The organism is Methanosarcina subterranea, from assembly GCF_055385895.1.
This window is the reverse complement of sequence record NZ_AP042426.1, coordinates 4,035,093-4,048,476: the sequence shown is the minus strand read 5'-3', so window position 1 is coordinate 4,048,476 and position 13,384 is coordinate 4,035,093. Positions and strand designations below refer to the sequence as shown.

General features: G+C 40.6%; 11 protein-coding genes and 3 pseudogenes. 9 read left to right on the top strand and 5 right to left on the bottom strand.

Translation table 11 applies throughout. From position 1 onward, the window contains the following. Window positions 1–38: 38 nt before the first annotated feature. Window positions 39–164: a hypothetical protein gene (locus tag ACZ5A8_RS17670; RefSeq protein ID WP_464530620.1), complete on the bottom strand. Its 126-nt coding sequence runs from the start codon at window positions 162–164 to the stop codon at window positions 39–41. Window positions 165–539: 375 nt separating this feature from the next. Between ACZ5A8_RS17670 and ACZ5A8_RS17665 the strand changes: the two genes are divergently transcribed. From ACZ5A8_RS17665 to phoU, 5 genes are all read left to right on the top strand, one after another. Beyond that, a complete protein-coding gene (locus ACZ5A8_RS17665) occupies window positions 540–1,427 on the top strand; it encodes a PstS family phosphate ABC transporter substrate-binding protein (protein ID WP_464530618.1) in 888 nt (295 codons plus the stop codon). Window positions 1,428–1,475: 48 nt separating this feature from the next. Then, window positions 1,476–2,366: a phosphate ABC transporter permease subunit PstC gene (pstC, locus tag ACZ5A8_RS17660; RefSeq protein ID WP_464530617.1), complete on the top strand. Its 891-nt coding sequence runs from the start codon at window positions 1,476–1,478 to the stop codon at window positions 2,364–2,366. Between the two features lie 68 nt (window positions 2,367–2,434). Continuing rightward, entirely contained in the window at window positions 2,435–3,292 is an 858-nt protein-coding gene (gene pstA / locus ACZ5A8_RS17655; RefSeq protein ID WP_464534190.1) for a phosphate ABC transporter permease PstA, read from the top strand. Between the two features lie 124 nt (window positions 3,293–3,416). After that, the gene (gene pstB, locus ACZ5A8_RS17650) at window positions 3,417–4,208 is read left to right on the top strand and encodes a phosphate ABC transporter ATP-binding protein PstB (RefSeq protein WP_464530616.1); all 792 of its coding nucleotides are present in this window, start codon (window positions 3,417–3,419) and stop codon (window positions 4,206–4,208) included. A gap of 5 nt (window positions 4,209–4,213) precedes the next feature. Then, the gene (phoU, locus tag ACZ5A8_RS17645; protein WP_464530614.1) at window positions 4,214–4,864 is read left to right on the top strand and encodes a phosphate signaling complex protein PhoU; all 651 of its coding nucleotides are present in this window, start codon (window positions 4,214–4,216) and stop codon (window positions 4,862–4,864) included. 37 nt (window positions 4,865–4,901) lie between these two features. Here the strand turns inward: phoU and ACZ5A8_RS17640 are convergent. Next, window positions 4,902–5,924 (bottom strand): annotated as a pseudogene (locus ACZ5A8_RS17640) (IS110 family RNA-guided transposase); the annotation flags it as partial. Window positions 5,925–5,948: 24 nt separating this feature from the next. Between ACZ5A8_RS17640 and ACZ5A8_RS17635 the strand changes: the two are divergent. From ACZ5A8_RS17635 to ACZ5A8_RS17625, 3 genes and pseudogenes are all read left to right on the top strand, one after another. After that, window positions 5,949–7,128 (top strand): annotated as a pseudogene (locus ACZ5A8_RS17635) (IS256 family transposase). A 311-nt stretch (window positions 7,129–7,439) separates the two neighbouring features. Continuing rightward, window positions 7,440–8,591, top strand: a complete 1,152-nt coding sequence (locus ACZ5A8_RS17630; RefSeq protein WP_464530343.1) for an ISH3 family transposase — start codon at window positions 7,440–7,442, stop codon at window positions 8,589–8,591. 99 nt (window positions 8,592–8,690) lie between these two features. Beyond that, on the top strand, window positions 8,691–9,935 hold the full coding sequence (locus tag ACZ5A8_RS17625) for an IS110 family RNA-guided transposase (RefSeq protein ID WP_464530608.1): 1,245 nt from the start codon (window positions 8,691–8,693) through the stop codon (window positions 9,933–9,935). Window positions 9,936–9,980: 45 nt separating this feature from the next. Here ACZ5A8_RS17625 and ACZ5A8_RS17620 read toward each other — a convergent pair. Beyond that, window positions 9,981–10,217 (bottom strand): annotated as a pseudogene (locus ACZ5A8_RS17620) (IS110 family transposase); the annotation flags it as partial. A gap of 394 nt (window positions 10,218–10,611) precedes the next feature. Here ACZ5A8_RS17620 and ACZ5A8_RS17615 point away from each other — a divergent pair. Next, window positions 10,612–12,015: a dihydroorotase gene (locus tag ACZ5A8_RS17615; RefSeq protein WP_464530613.1), complete on the top strand. Its 1,404-nt coding sequence runs from the start codon at window positions 10,612–10,614 to the stop codon at window positions 12,013–12,015. Window positions 12,016–12,053: 38 nt separating this feature from the next. Here the strand turns inward: ACZ5A8_RS17615 and ACZ5A8_RS17610 are convergent, their stop codons facing one another. Continuing rightward, a complete protein-coding gene (locus ACZ5A8_RS17610; RefSeq protein ID WP_322225607.1) occupies window positions 12,054–12,602 on the bottom strand; it encodes a KH domain-containing protein in 549 nt (182 codons plus the stop codon). Then, window positions 12,599–13,384, bottom strand: a complete 786-nt coding sequence (locus tag ACZ5A8_RS17605) for a serine protein kinase RIO (RefSeq protein WP_464530611.1) — start codon at window positions 13,382–13,384, stop codon at window positions 12,599–12,601. Before ACZ5A8_RS17605 ends, ACZ5A8_RS17610 begins: the two co-directional genes overlap by 4 nt.

Here is a 13,384-nt window from a genome sequence, read left to right as displayed (position 1 = left end):
ACATGGGCGACTGTAAATCACTCCTAAATAAAAGAATTTCAATTTCCTTTTTTACTTTTCTTTTTGTTTCTTTCGACGGACCGCCAGACAGGCTGGCGAGTGCGTCCTACATTTACCTGTGAATTAAAACCGGTTTCCGGGTCAAGAGAGGCATTTTCCAGCAAGGGATGTATTTCTTTATTTAGTTTCTTTTGATCCAGCACGAATCCACTTTTTATTATTTCTTGCGGGGCTGGCTAACGGTTTCAGTCTCAGGACACAGAAGAAAAAACTAAAGGTTCCATTCCTGGATATTCTGAGTACTATTAACCGATTAATCAGGGATTCTCAGGTTATTGGCAGTGATTTATATGTATGTTATATGTTATCTATATAGTTAATCAGTTGTGTTGGGGTTTATTATCTGTATATACTTCCATATACTTTATATTGCGAATCCTTATATATTTCTCTCGTTTTATAGTGAATTGTACTGGAAATGTCTCAGATAGATATAGATTGTGAACTTATTATTATTTATTTCTTGGAGTATGTGTAACATGCCAAATAATTTAAAAACATACACGGTCCTCACTTTACTGGTGGTTGGACTCGTATTTATGGGAATTGGATGTACCGGAAATGAGAATAGTGAGGGTCCCTCCGAGGGAGCCCCTGCAGACGAATCACAGAGTATTTTTCTTAAAGGTTCAGACACAGTTCTTCCCCTTGCTCAGGCTGAAGCTGAAGAATTCATGATTGAAAACTCTGATAAAAGTGTAACTGTTACCGGGGGTGGATCAGGTGTTGGGCTTACAGCTCTCATTGACGGTGAGGTAGACATTGCTACTGCGTCCAGAGAAATTAAAACTGAAGAAATAGAAGCTGCTAAAGCAAATGGCATCAATCCGGTGGAGACTACTATTGCCTATGACGGTATTTCAGTTGTTGTAAACCCTGAAAACCCTGTTAATGAACTTACTTTTGACCAGCTGCGCGGCATTTACAACGGAAGCATCAGCAACTGGGGGGATGTTGGCGGAGAGGACAGGGAGATTGTGGTGATTTCCAGGGATAGTAGTTCCGGGACTTACGAATACTTCAAAGAGGAAGTTTTACAGGGAGACGAATATCGGCCTGATGCCCTTACCCAGCCTGCTACAGGGGGAATAGTAGGTGAAGTTTCTCAGAACCCCAATGCAATCGGTTATATCGGCGTTGCTTATCTTGATGGCAGTGTAAAAGCCTTAAGCCTGGATGCCGGGGACGGCTCTGAAGCTCCAAGCTCTGAAAACATCCTCAGTGGTGCATACCCGCTTTCGAGAGCTCTCTACTTCTACACTGACGGGGAACCCTCAGGCCTCACAAAGGAATTCGTTGACTATGTGCTGAGCGAGACAGGGCAGAGTCTGGTGACTGAAGTCGGATACTTCCCGATAGAACAGTAATAACGGTAAATTAGTACAGACAGTAAAAGTTATTTCAAGGGAAAAAATATGTTTAACAGGAATTATAAGGAAAAAACAATCGAATCGGTGCTGTTCTCAGTAAGCGCCCTTACGGTCGTTATCCTTCTCCTTATATGCCTCTTTTTATTCAGGGACAGCTTACTTCTCTTCAAAGAGACCTCCCTTCTCGACTTTCTCACAGGGAAATTCTGGTACCCGACATCCGTGAACAGGCAGTTCGGGCTATTGCCTCTCTTTTTCGGCTCCCTTATTGTTACTGCCGGAGCAATCCTTTTTGCAGTACCTCTGGGAATTGCTTCTGCTATTTATATTTCTGAGATCGCACACCCGAGGGTTGCAGATGCCCTGAAACCCTTTATTGAGATCCTTGCAGGGATCCCTTCTGTTGTATTCGGGTTCTTCGGGCTTGTTATACTGGTCCCGGCTGTGCAGAATACATTTAACCTGCCTACTGGACAAACTGCCCTTACAGGTTCCATTATGCTTGGGATCATGGCACTTCCCACAATAATTACTATTTCGGAGGACGCCATAAGTTCGGTCCCTAGCACTATCAAGCAGGGTTCTCTGGCTCTGGGTGCCACAAGATGGCAAACCATATACAAGGTCATAGTCCCTGCAGCCCTGTCCGGAATTTCAGCCGCCGTAATGTTAGGAATGGGGAGAGCTATAGGGGAGACAATGACTCTCATGATGGTAACAGGAAATACTGCAGTAATTCCTTCTTTTCCAGGAGGCATTTTCGATCCAGTTAGGACGATGACTGCCACAATCGCACTTGAAATGGGTGAAGTCCCCCAGGGAAGTGCTCACTTCCATGCCCTTTTCGCAGTTGGAACTGTGCTTTTCATCATAACTTTCCTTATCAACCTGATTGCGGATTTGATCAAAAAACGATACAGGTTTAAGGTGGACTGAAAGTGGAATTAAGCTCAAAAGTAAATGAAAACGATCATAAACCTATTCTGGTGCAGGATAGACTGAGCATGAGATTAAATGCAAAAACAAGCGAAAAAATCGCCTTTGCACTGCTCACCCTTTCAGCAATGACGGTAGCCGGATTTGTGGTGATTATTCTCGCCTATATTATTTACAATGGGTACAGTGCAATCAGCATTGAGTTCCTTACCGAGATGCCACGCATGAGAATGACTCAGGGCGGGATCTATCCGGCAATTGTAGGTACCGTTCTCCTTATCATAGGATCAATGGGTGTAGCTCTTCCCACGGGGATTATGGCTGCCATCTATCTTAACGAATATGCAGGAGAAACCCGCACTACCTGGCTTATAGAAATGGCGATCAACAACCTTGCAGGCACTCCTTCTGTAGTGTTCGGGCTTTTCGGGCTGGCACTGTTTGTTAAGTACGTTGGTTTCGGTTCTTCTCTACTGTCGTCTTGCCTTACTCTCTCTCTTCTGATTATCCCGGTAATTATCCGTTCTACCCAGGAAGCCCTGATTGCAGTTCCTAATGAGTATCGGGACTCCTCACTTGCACTTGGGATCAGTAAATGGCAGACTATAAGACATGTGGTACTGCCGGCTGCCATTCCGGGAATTATTACCGGTTCGATTCTGAGTATTGGGAGGGTTGCAGGGGAAACGGCTCCTATTCTTCTAACAGGTGCTGCTTACTTTCTGCCAAGGCTGCCTGACTCGATATACTCCCAGTTTATGGCTCTTCCTTACCATCTTTTCGTGCTGGCTACCTCCGGGACAAACATTACTCAGAATCGGCCCATTCAGTACGGTACGGCTCTGGTTTTATTGAGTATAGTACTGGGCCTGAACATCATTGCGGTTTTGATCCGCAGGCATTATAGGCAAAAATTGCAAATTTGATTAAATTCTGATTTGATTAAATTCTGTGTAATATTTGATTGAATTCTGAGACGTAAAATATAAGTTTGACATAAGTTTAGATTCTTAATAAATTCTCAGGTTTATATATAATTGGGGTCGGTAAATGACTGAAGTTGTTCAAAACGTAGCTCAGCCTCATATGGCTCAGCCTCATCTAATTGTAGAAAATCTTAATCTGTGGTACGGGGAAAAGCAAGCTCTTAAGAACATATCCATGCACATCCCCAAAAACAGTGTAACTGCTCTTATAGGTCCTTCCGGCTGCGGCAAGTCTACTTTTATCCGCTGCTTAAACAGGATGAATGATCTTGTTAAAAACTGCAGGATTGAAGGCAAGGTTTTAATCGAAAATAAGGATATCTATGGAGCAGATGTTGATGTTGTTGAGCTCCGGAAACAGGTAGGTATGGTTTTCCAGAAACCCAATCCCTTTCCCATGTCTATTTATGACAATGTTGCATACGGGCCGCGTATTCATGGTGTAAATAAGAAGAATATCAACGGAGTTGTAGAGGGTGCTCTTCATTCTGCTGCTCTCTGGGATGAAACTTCAGACCGACTCAAATCTCCTGCTCTTTCTCTGAGTGGCGGGCAGCAGCAAAGACTGTGTATTGCCCGGACTCTGGCAGTGAAGCCCGAAATCATTCTTTTCGATGAACCTACCAGCGCTCTTGACCCGATTTCTACTTCAAGGATTGAAGATCTGATCATGAACCTTAAAAAAGATTATACAATAGTAATCGTAACTCATAATATGCAACAGGCAGCCAGGATATCGGATTATACCGGTTTTTTCCTTATGGGCGAATTGATTGAGTTCGGTCAGACAAGACAGATCTTTCACAGTCCAAAGGAAAAGAGCACTGAGGATTACATTACTGGCAGGTTCGGGTGATTAAAATGGTTCGAGAACGATATCTTCAGCAATTGGACCTGCTTAAAAAGTCCGTACTTTCTTTAGGGAAAATGTCCGAGCTGATCTTTCGCGATTCTATGGAAGCGGTTATAGACCTCAACGTCGAGCTTGCCAGAATGACTCTTGCCCATGAGTCTGAAGTGGATAAACTTGAGAAAGGAATTGAAGCCTCTGTTTTCGACCTGCTTGCGCTTCAGCAACCTATGGCAAGTGACCTCCGGCTTGTCGTATCAGCACTTAAGATCTCAGCAGACCTTAGAAGAATTGTAGGCCTTTCAATTAATATTGCCAAAATCCCTGGAAAAATCGAAGGCGGACATATAAAGCCGCTGATAGATACAAAGAGAATGGCAGATATTGCAGCATATATGCTTGAAAACTCTATGAAAGCCTTTTTGACTCAGGATGCGGGACTTGCAAGAGCGACAGCAGCCCGGGATGAAGAGGTCGACAAGCTCTTTTACTCAGTATGGGTTGAGTTGATAGAAATGATGGCTAAAGATACCAGTATTATTTCTAAAGCCACATATTTGCTTTTCCTGATCCGTTATATTGAAAGGATTGCGGATCACTGCTGTAATATTTGTGAAAGTGTTGTCTATCTTACTACAGCTGAACATGTCAAACTCAACTAATCTTTTCTTGGCATGAAAGTACATGAGGATATCTTCCTCACGTACTCTCTCTGTCTTCTTTTCCCATAATTGCGAATATTCCACTAATTATTTTGATCCGTTCATCAACCGAAAATATTTCAGTTTCAACAATCTTTCTCTTTTGAACTTCTCCCTTTTCATACCCTGTCTCATCTTCATACATCTCATCACTTGTGATAAGATGCCATATTATAGTTGCAATTTTTCTTGCAAGGGCAATAATCGCCTTTGCATATCCAATTGACTTCTTTTTTCTGTTAAAAAACTCTTTTAACTTGTTATTTTCTTTCTTGCTGCTGCCTGAGCAATCTGTGTCAGAATCCACCTTGCTACTTTTGATCCTCTCTTTGTGATTCTTCCATTATGGTATTTATCTGCAGATTGATACACATTCGGAACTATCCCAAGCCAGGAAGCAAGTTTATCCCCTGAAGAAAAGTCTTTGAAGTTTCCTATCTCAGCAATTAAAGTTGCCGCACTCAGTTCTCCAATCCCAGGAACTGACATTTAAATTTCCATTTCATGTTTATGATTTCTATAAACGTAATTGAAAATTTCTCCCTCCAGAATTTCGATTTCTTCATCCAGATGTTTTATAATGTTCAGGCACATCTGAAGCCTTATTGCAGCACTCTGAGAGATTTTTCTGTCCAGAATCTCTCTTATCTGACCAGCTTTCTTCTGAACATTTGGAGAAAGTGATTCTATAATCTGATCAATATTTTTCCTGAAGAAATTCCTGATAGAATTGCTCTTCCATTTTTTTTCCGAAAATGTCTGTTAGCACATCACCTAGATGTAACATTTCAGAAGAAAGAATAGCATGAGCTTCATTTTTTATATCTGTCCTTTTTCTTACAAGAGTTAACCTGAGCCTGACATACGACCTGAATTCCCTGTGCCTTTTAGGAAAAACTCTTGATGGTTGAATCATTTTATTCAATGCAAGTTGTGCAATGACTTCCGAATCTATCTTATCTGTCTTTTTATGTGTAAATGCTTTCATATCTCGCGCATTTCCAACTATAATAGGGCAGTGTACCGAAAGTTCTGTAAAATATGATTGACTCTGTATCCTTTTCCTTTCACCACAAAAAAAAGAGGATGCAGAGTCAATGGTTAATTTATTCCCACTCATAAAAGATTATCTTGTCGATCAGGAAGATGGAATTCGCCAGCTAATTACCTGGTTTTTAAACCTTGTAATGGAGGAGGAAGCCCTCCTCCAAGCTGGTGCACAACGTTATGAGAGGACAGATTCACGTAAAGCTAGTAGAAATGGCTACAAACCCCGAACTCTCCTGACCAAGCATGGGAAACTCGAATTATTAAAGCCTCAATTCCGTGAGTTTCCCTTTGAAACTCAGGTTTTTGAGAAATATTCAAGAGTTGAAAAGGCCATCTTAACCGCTGTAGCTGAATCTTACCTTCAAGGAGTTTCCACCCGAAGGGTGAAAAAGGTCATGACTGCATTAGGAGTAGGAGAAATTTCAGCCTCTTCTGTTTCCAGGATTACAAAAGAACTGGATGAGAAGGTTGAAGAATTTCTCTCAAAGCCAATAGAACATGAAATCCCTTACTTGCTTATCGATGCGACTTATTTCAAGGTAAGAGATGGGCTTCATTACGAAAACAAAGCTCTCTTTGTAGTTGCTGGGATCAGGGATGACGGTTACCGTGAAATTCTTGGAACAAGATTAGCAGACAGTGAAGCCTCTATGTTCTGGGAAGATCTATTCGATGATCTGAAAAAAAGAGGGTTAAGAGGTGTCAAGTTAATTATTTCTGATGGCCATAAAGGAATACAGAAAGCAGTAAGAGAATCCTTTATTGGATCAAGTTGGCAGATGTGCCATGTACATCTGGCAAGACAAGTTCTCAAGAAAGTGCCAAAAAAGAAGCAGAAAGAAGTGGCTGAGAAGATAAAAGAAGCATTAGTAGACCGTCAGAAGTTGAATGACCTGATTATGGAACTGGATAGTATGGGGTATGAAGGCGCAGCTGATACCCTTGAAAGTTTTCAGTATGATGTAATGAACTATATGCAGTTTCCAGAAAAACACTGGAAAAAAATAAGGACAACAAATATGATGGAGAGGACCAACAAGGAACTCAAAAGAAGAAGCAAGGTAGTTGGAGCATTTCCTAACCAAGACTCAGTATTGAGACTGGTAGTCTCAATACTAATTGATATAAATGAAGACTGGATCACAGGAAACAAGTATATAGTAATGGAACAGTAATCAAAAAAGAAGAGTAAGGGGTAGAGAGTAAATTTTACAGAAAACGCACATGATATTCTTTGAATAACATGCACAACTAAATGAAAGTACTTTACCCCACTTTTTTGGCTATTGAATTCCTTATTACTTTGGGCAGTAAGGTTGTCCTAATTTTGGTTTTTCAAAACCGTCAGAAAACTAATCAGTGAATTGCCATCGAAGGCTCAAGTGTGACTTTGATCACGGATGCTAAATTCAGTACTTCGCTAATTTTGATTTCCTCATTACGGAAGCTTCTCGATACCTTTATATGTAATGAAAAATGCCTCTCTATGTCTTTTTTCACAAATAAGTTCAGAAATAGGTTTAAAATCGAATTAAAGTCAAAGTACTGTATTGATTCTGTATTACAACCTCTCACATCTCATGTAATCCTCAAGATCAATGGTTCACTTACAAGTGAAGACATTATTCGTACTGTTGTGAGTTTGGCAGTCGATAAGAGTTCAGTCCATTCTGTCTCAAAACAGTATTCTGCTGTTGCTTGTGAAACATCTTTACGTTACCATCTTAAGAAACTAAACATGGACGAATTGATCCTATCCAATGAAAAGATTCTTCTTCAAAATCCCCTAAAAACTCTCAAAACAGGTAAGAGCTATGAGTTTGCCATTGATTTAACCAACGATCCTTATTACGGGAAAACAGATTCGTCTAACGAGAAATATGTAATTCGTAGCCAAGCTAAAAAGTCAACAAACTCTTTTTACTCATATATCTCCCTCTACATCACTAACAAGAACGAAAGGTTTACTGTATCTGTTCTTCCTGTAGAAAAGAAAAAACCAATGGTTGAATACCTCTCCTATTTTCTCTATCTCATCAAAAGACTGAATTTTAAAATCAAGGTTCTCTGCCTTGATAGAGAGTTTTATTCTATAGATGTGTTTGAATTTTTGCAAAGTAATGGTGTTCCTCACATAGTTCCTGTTGTCAAGAAAGGAGAGAAGATGAAGCAACTTATGAATGGGAATAAGGCTCGAAGTACACAATATGTCATGAAGAATTCTAAGAAAAAGATTCTTTTAGACATTATCATTGATGTTAAGTATCTGAAAGGAAAGAGAGGTAAAAAGGGATGTGAGAACCTTGGTTTTGTTGTTTTTGGAGTTAAATGGTCTCCAAGAAAGGTCAGTACAGTTTACAGAAGAAGATTTGCTATTGAATCGTCATACAGGATGAGGAATGTGGTTAGACCAAAGACATCATCTAAAAACGCAACTATAAGGTACTTTTATGCATTGGTATCCTTTCTACTAAAAAATATATGGCTATACATTCAGAATAAACATTTTACTATTGTCAAAAGAGGACCTCAGGTCATAGATGAGGATAAGTTCAGATTTGAAGTATTTATACTTATTATTAAGGAATGGATAAGAAGAAAGTTAAGAGTGAGGACAACAGTGTGGTGTTTGAGATAAATGAAGGTAGAGTAAAAGTGGAGGAAAGATTTTAGCGAACTACTGAAATTGGCCTTTGAGGCAATTCCACTGCCCAAATAAATTGGGTGATATTATTTGATGATTGAAGTCATAAACAAAGCTTGTGGTTTAGACATTCACAAACTCTTTTTCATTGCTACAATTCTCAGTAGATCTGGTGAAAAACAACAGCAGCGTTTCGACAGAGATGATGAGGGAATTTTAGCCCTTAAAAATTGGGTAATATCAGAAAAATGTAATGTTGTTGCATGTGAATCAACAAGTGACTTTTGGGTTCCTGTCCATGATTCTTTGATAAAGCATCTACCGGTGATAGTTGGAAATGCGCGAGATATGAAGGTATTTACACATAAAAAAACAGATAAGATTGATTCAGAAGTCATTGCACAACTTGCACTTAATAATATGATTCAGCCATCAAGAGTTTTTCCAAAGGATCATAGAGATTTTAGATCATATGTTCGACTTCGGTTAACACTTGTACAAAAAAGAACAGATCTAAAAAATAAAGCTCACTCAATTCTTGCATCTGAAATGTTAAACCTGAAGAATGTGCTGACAGACATTTTCGGCAAGAATGGCAGAATGATCTTATCAGGAATCTCTTCAGGTAAGACTGTTGACCAGATTATCGCAAGTCTTTCTCCAAATGTTCGTAAAAAAAGTGATCAAATCAGAGAAATTCTTGAGCGAGAAATCTCTCAAAGTGCTGCATTCAGACTTCAGATCTGTCTAAAACTCATAAAAAGTCTTGATGATGAGATCGAAGCTTTAGAAAAAGAAATTTTCAATTATGCTTATAGAAATCATAAGCGAGAAATGGAGATTTTAATGTCAGTTCCAGGTATAGGAGAACTTGGTGCGGCAATTCTACTTGCTGAAATAGGCAATTTCAAGGATTTTTCTTCTGGAGATAAGCTTGCTTCTTGGCTTGGTCTGGTTCCTAATGTGTATCAATCTGCAGATAAATACCACAACGGAAGAATCACAAAGAGAGGATCAAAGAGAGCAAGATGGATTCTGACGCAGATTGCTCAAGCAGCGGCAAGAAAGAATAACAGTAAGTTAAAAGAGTTTTTTAACAGGAAAAAGAAGTCAATTGGACATGCAAAGGCAATTATTGCCTTGGCAAGGAAAATTGCAACGATAATATGGCATCTTATTACGAATGATGAGATGTACGAAGATGAAACTGGATATAAAAAAAGGGAAATTCAAAAGAGAAAGATTGTTGAGACCGAGATATTCTCAGTTGATGAACGAATAAAAATAATTAGTGAAATATTTGCAATAACGCGAAAAGAGGATGAAGAGAGCATGTGAGGAAGATATCCTCATGTACTTTCATGCTAAATTAAGCACACTGCCTATAATAGGCAAATGATCTATCAATGCCTCGTAAATCGGAACCCAGAAATCACTTGTTGATTCACGGGCAACAACATCACATTTTTCTGATGTTACCCAATTTTTAAGGTTTAAAATTCCATCATCATCTCTATCAAAATGTTGTAGCTGTTTTTCACCGGATCTGCTGAGAATAGTAGCAATGACAAAACGTTTGTGAATGTCTAAACCACAAGATTTGTTTATTTCTCCTTCCAATTTACATTACTCCATCATTTCTAGGACAGTGGAATTGCCTCAAAGGCAATTTGGCATCCGTGATCAAAGTCACATCTGGGCCTTCGATGGCAATTCGCTGATTAGTTTTTTGACGGTTTCGCACAACCAAAGAAAAGACAACCTTACTGTCCTAAGGTAATGATGGAGTTAATAAACAAAAAAGGTAGGTATAAAGGACTTTCATCTTTTTGGGCATGTTATTCGAAGAATATCATGTGCGTTTTTTATTTTTCTACTTTTTTATTTTTTTATTTTTTTATTTTTTCTCTCCAAAAGGCTTTTCCTTTATGTTCATTCTACTTCTTTTTCATGCCCGGTTCTCAGTTTCCGCTGATGTACATGTTTTAAGTATGTTTTAAGCGTATAGACGCCCATGCCTGATATTCATATCAAAAATACGAGAATTTATTACAATAATTCTCTTCAGCCTGCAGAAATCATTATTGAGAATGGCAGAATTACAAAAATCGGAAAGGATTTCAGGGTCTCAAGTTCGGATATGGTAATAGATGCAGAAGGTGCACTTACTCTGCCTGCCGGAATTGACGTGCATGTCCACTTCAGGGAACCGGGCATGACCCTGAAAGAAAACTGGTATACAGGATCATGCTCTGCAGCCGCCGGAGGGATTACCACTGTTATCGACCAGCCAAACACCATCCCTCCTACAACGGACAGGCGTTCTTTTGAACAGAAACTTGAACTTGCCCGGAAGAAATCTATTGTTGATTTCGGGATCAATGGCGGGGTAACAGGAAATATCGAAAAGCTCAAAGAGCTCTGGAGGCTGGGTGTTATGGCTTTCGGGGAGATTTTCATGGCTGAGTCTACAGGCGGGCTGAATATCAATGAGGAGACATTTGAAGAAGCCCTGGCTGAGATCAAAAATCTCGGAGCCCTTGCTACAATCCATGCCGAGGACGAAAAAATGCGCCTTGAATTGGAACAGCTGTTAAAAGATGACGTTTCTTATGATTACCATTCAAGGGTACGCCCAAACGCCTGCGAGTCATCGGCTGTCCAGGGTGCTCTAGAGCTTGTTTCCAGACTCCAGGTAAGGGCACATTTCTGCCATCTGAGTACGCTTGAAGCTGTGGGGATGATCCGAAAAGAAAGATATCTTGCAAAAAGGGAAAACAAAACACCAGTTTTTACATGTGAAGTCACTCCCCATCACCTGTTTCTTTCTATAAAAGACTGGGAGAGGCTCAAGGCTTTTGGCAAGATGAACCCTCCTTTGCGAGGGAGCCACAGCATAAAAGCGCTTGTAAACGGGCTGAATGACGGGACTATCGACATGGTAGCGTCAGACCATGCTCCGCACCTTGAGTCTGAAAAGGATCTTGATATCAGGTTTGCTCCTTCCGGGGTGCCCGGAGTTGAGACTCTCATGCCTCTTATGCTTGCGGCAGTCAGGAAAAATATCCTGCCTCTTTCACAGATGATAATGGTCACAAGCTGGAACCCGGCAAAGGCTTTCGGGCTGGACAGCAAGGGCAAAGGCAGGCTTGAGGTAGGTTTTGATGCAGACCTTATGATTGTAGATCCGCGCAACCTTCAACCCATAAGGGCTGAGATGCTGCACAGTAAAGCTGGCTGGACACCTTTTGAAGGAATGGATGCAGTCTTCCCGGAGTATACGTTATCCAGAGGTGAAATTATCTGGATGGAAGAGTCCATTAATGCAAAGCCTGGCAGGGGCAACTTCCTTGAGGGCGGTGGAAAAAGATCAAAAGAAGATGAGGAAGACGAAGAAAACTCTGAAGAGACCGGATAAGATTGAGGTTCCGGAACTCTCCTTTTTTAAATACTTTTTCAGTAAAAGTCGATCGAGTCCAGCTGCGAGTGCAGCAGTTCCTGATGCTTCTTTTCAAGGAACTTGTAGACTGCGCCGTGAGTAGCTCCGTCAAGCAGCATTTTTATGGCTGTCCGTATTATGGTATTCTGCTCAGGATACCCGAGTATGGATACGGTTTTCCCGTATACGGAAATCTTGACATTTATCAGGCTTTCTGCAAGTTCTCTGGTTCGACCATTTCTCCCTATAATCCTGCCTTTTACTCGCTGGAGTTCTTTTGGAGTGGTGGCAACGTCGGAAAGGTCAATTACCTCAAGCATCAGCATGTCGTCTTCAAGGATTTCGAGGGCTTTTTCTGGACTGAAGCCTCTTCCTATGGCTTTGAGGGTTTCAAGAATCCTGAATTCTTTTAATGGATCTTCCTCGCAGGTAACATCGATTTTTCCGCTTTCGCTGTCTATGTCAAGTTGACAAGCGGTTTTATCCTCGATAAATTTCTTTGTTTCTCCTTTCGGACCAATAATTGCTCCGATTCTCTCTTTGGGAATTTTGAGGTACTGGGTCATGTAGTTTCCGCCTGTATTTTTGAAAGTAGTTCTTCAGGTTTGTCCTTGATTCCGTATCGGCCGAAGAACCTGAGTATGTTTTGAATGTCTCTATAGAGAAACTCTCTGGCATTAGGATGTTCCAGAGTCACAGACTGTCCCATATCGATGAAAACAGGGGTCGTATCTGTCGGATCAATGAGGATATTGTACTCACTCAGGTCAGCGTGCACGAGATTAGCTTCTTTATAGAGCAGACGCATATATTCAACGACTCTGTCATAAACAAGCTTTGCCTCATCATTTTCCAGGTGCGTATTCTTTAACAGGGGATAGGGTATCTTTTCTTTTCCCATGAACTCCATGATAAGAATATTTTTCTCAGCAACCACTGGCTCAGGCACTCGTACTCCTGCGCTCTTTGCACGCTTAAGGTTCTGGGATTCCTTGCGTGTCCATGCAAAAATTATATCTCGCCTGTTATTTCGAATGTTTGTAAAGCGAGGGTCTTTCATAATATAGGGATTCATCGCCTTGAAAGTACTGTTGGCAATTCTGTATATCTTTACTACCAGTTCTCTTTTTTCCTCGCCTTCTGCATAGAATACATTCGCTTCCTTTCCAGTACTGATGGATCCCCCCAATGCCTTTATTATACCTTTATTGGAAAGAGTATAAAGGATCTTTAGAGTGGGAACATCAAATACGTTCTCTTCCACTTTCAGCCGCTCGGAGTCTTTCTCCCTGGCACGCGACTTATCCTTGGCGGTATCAATGCGCCTTATTTTCTCGTCCTGGTCCAT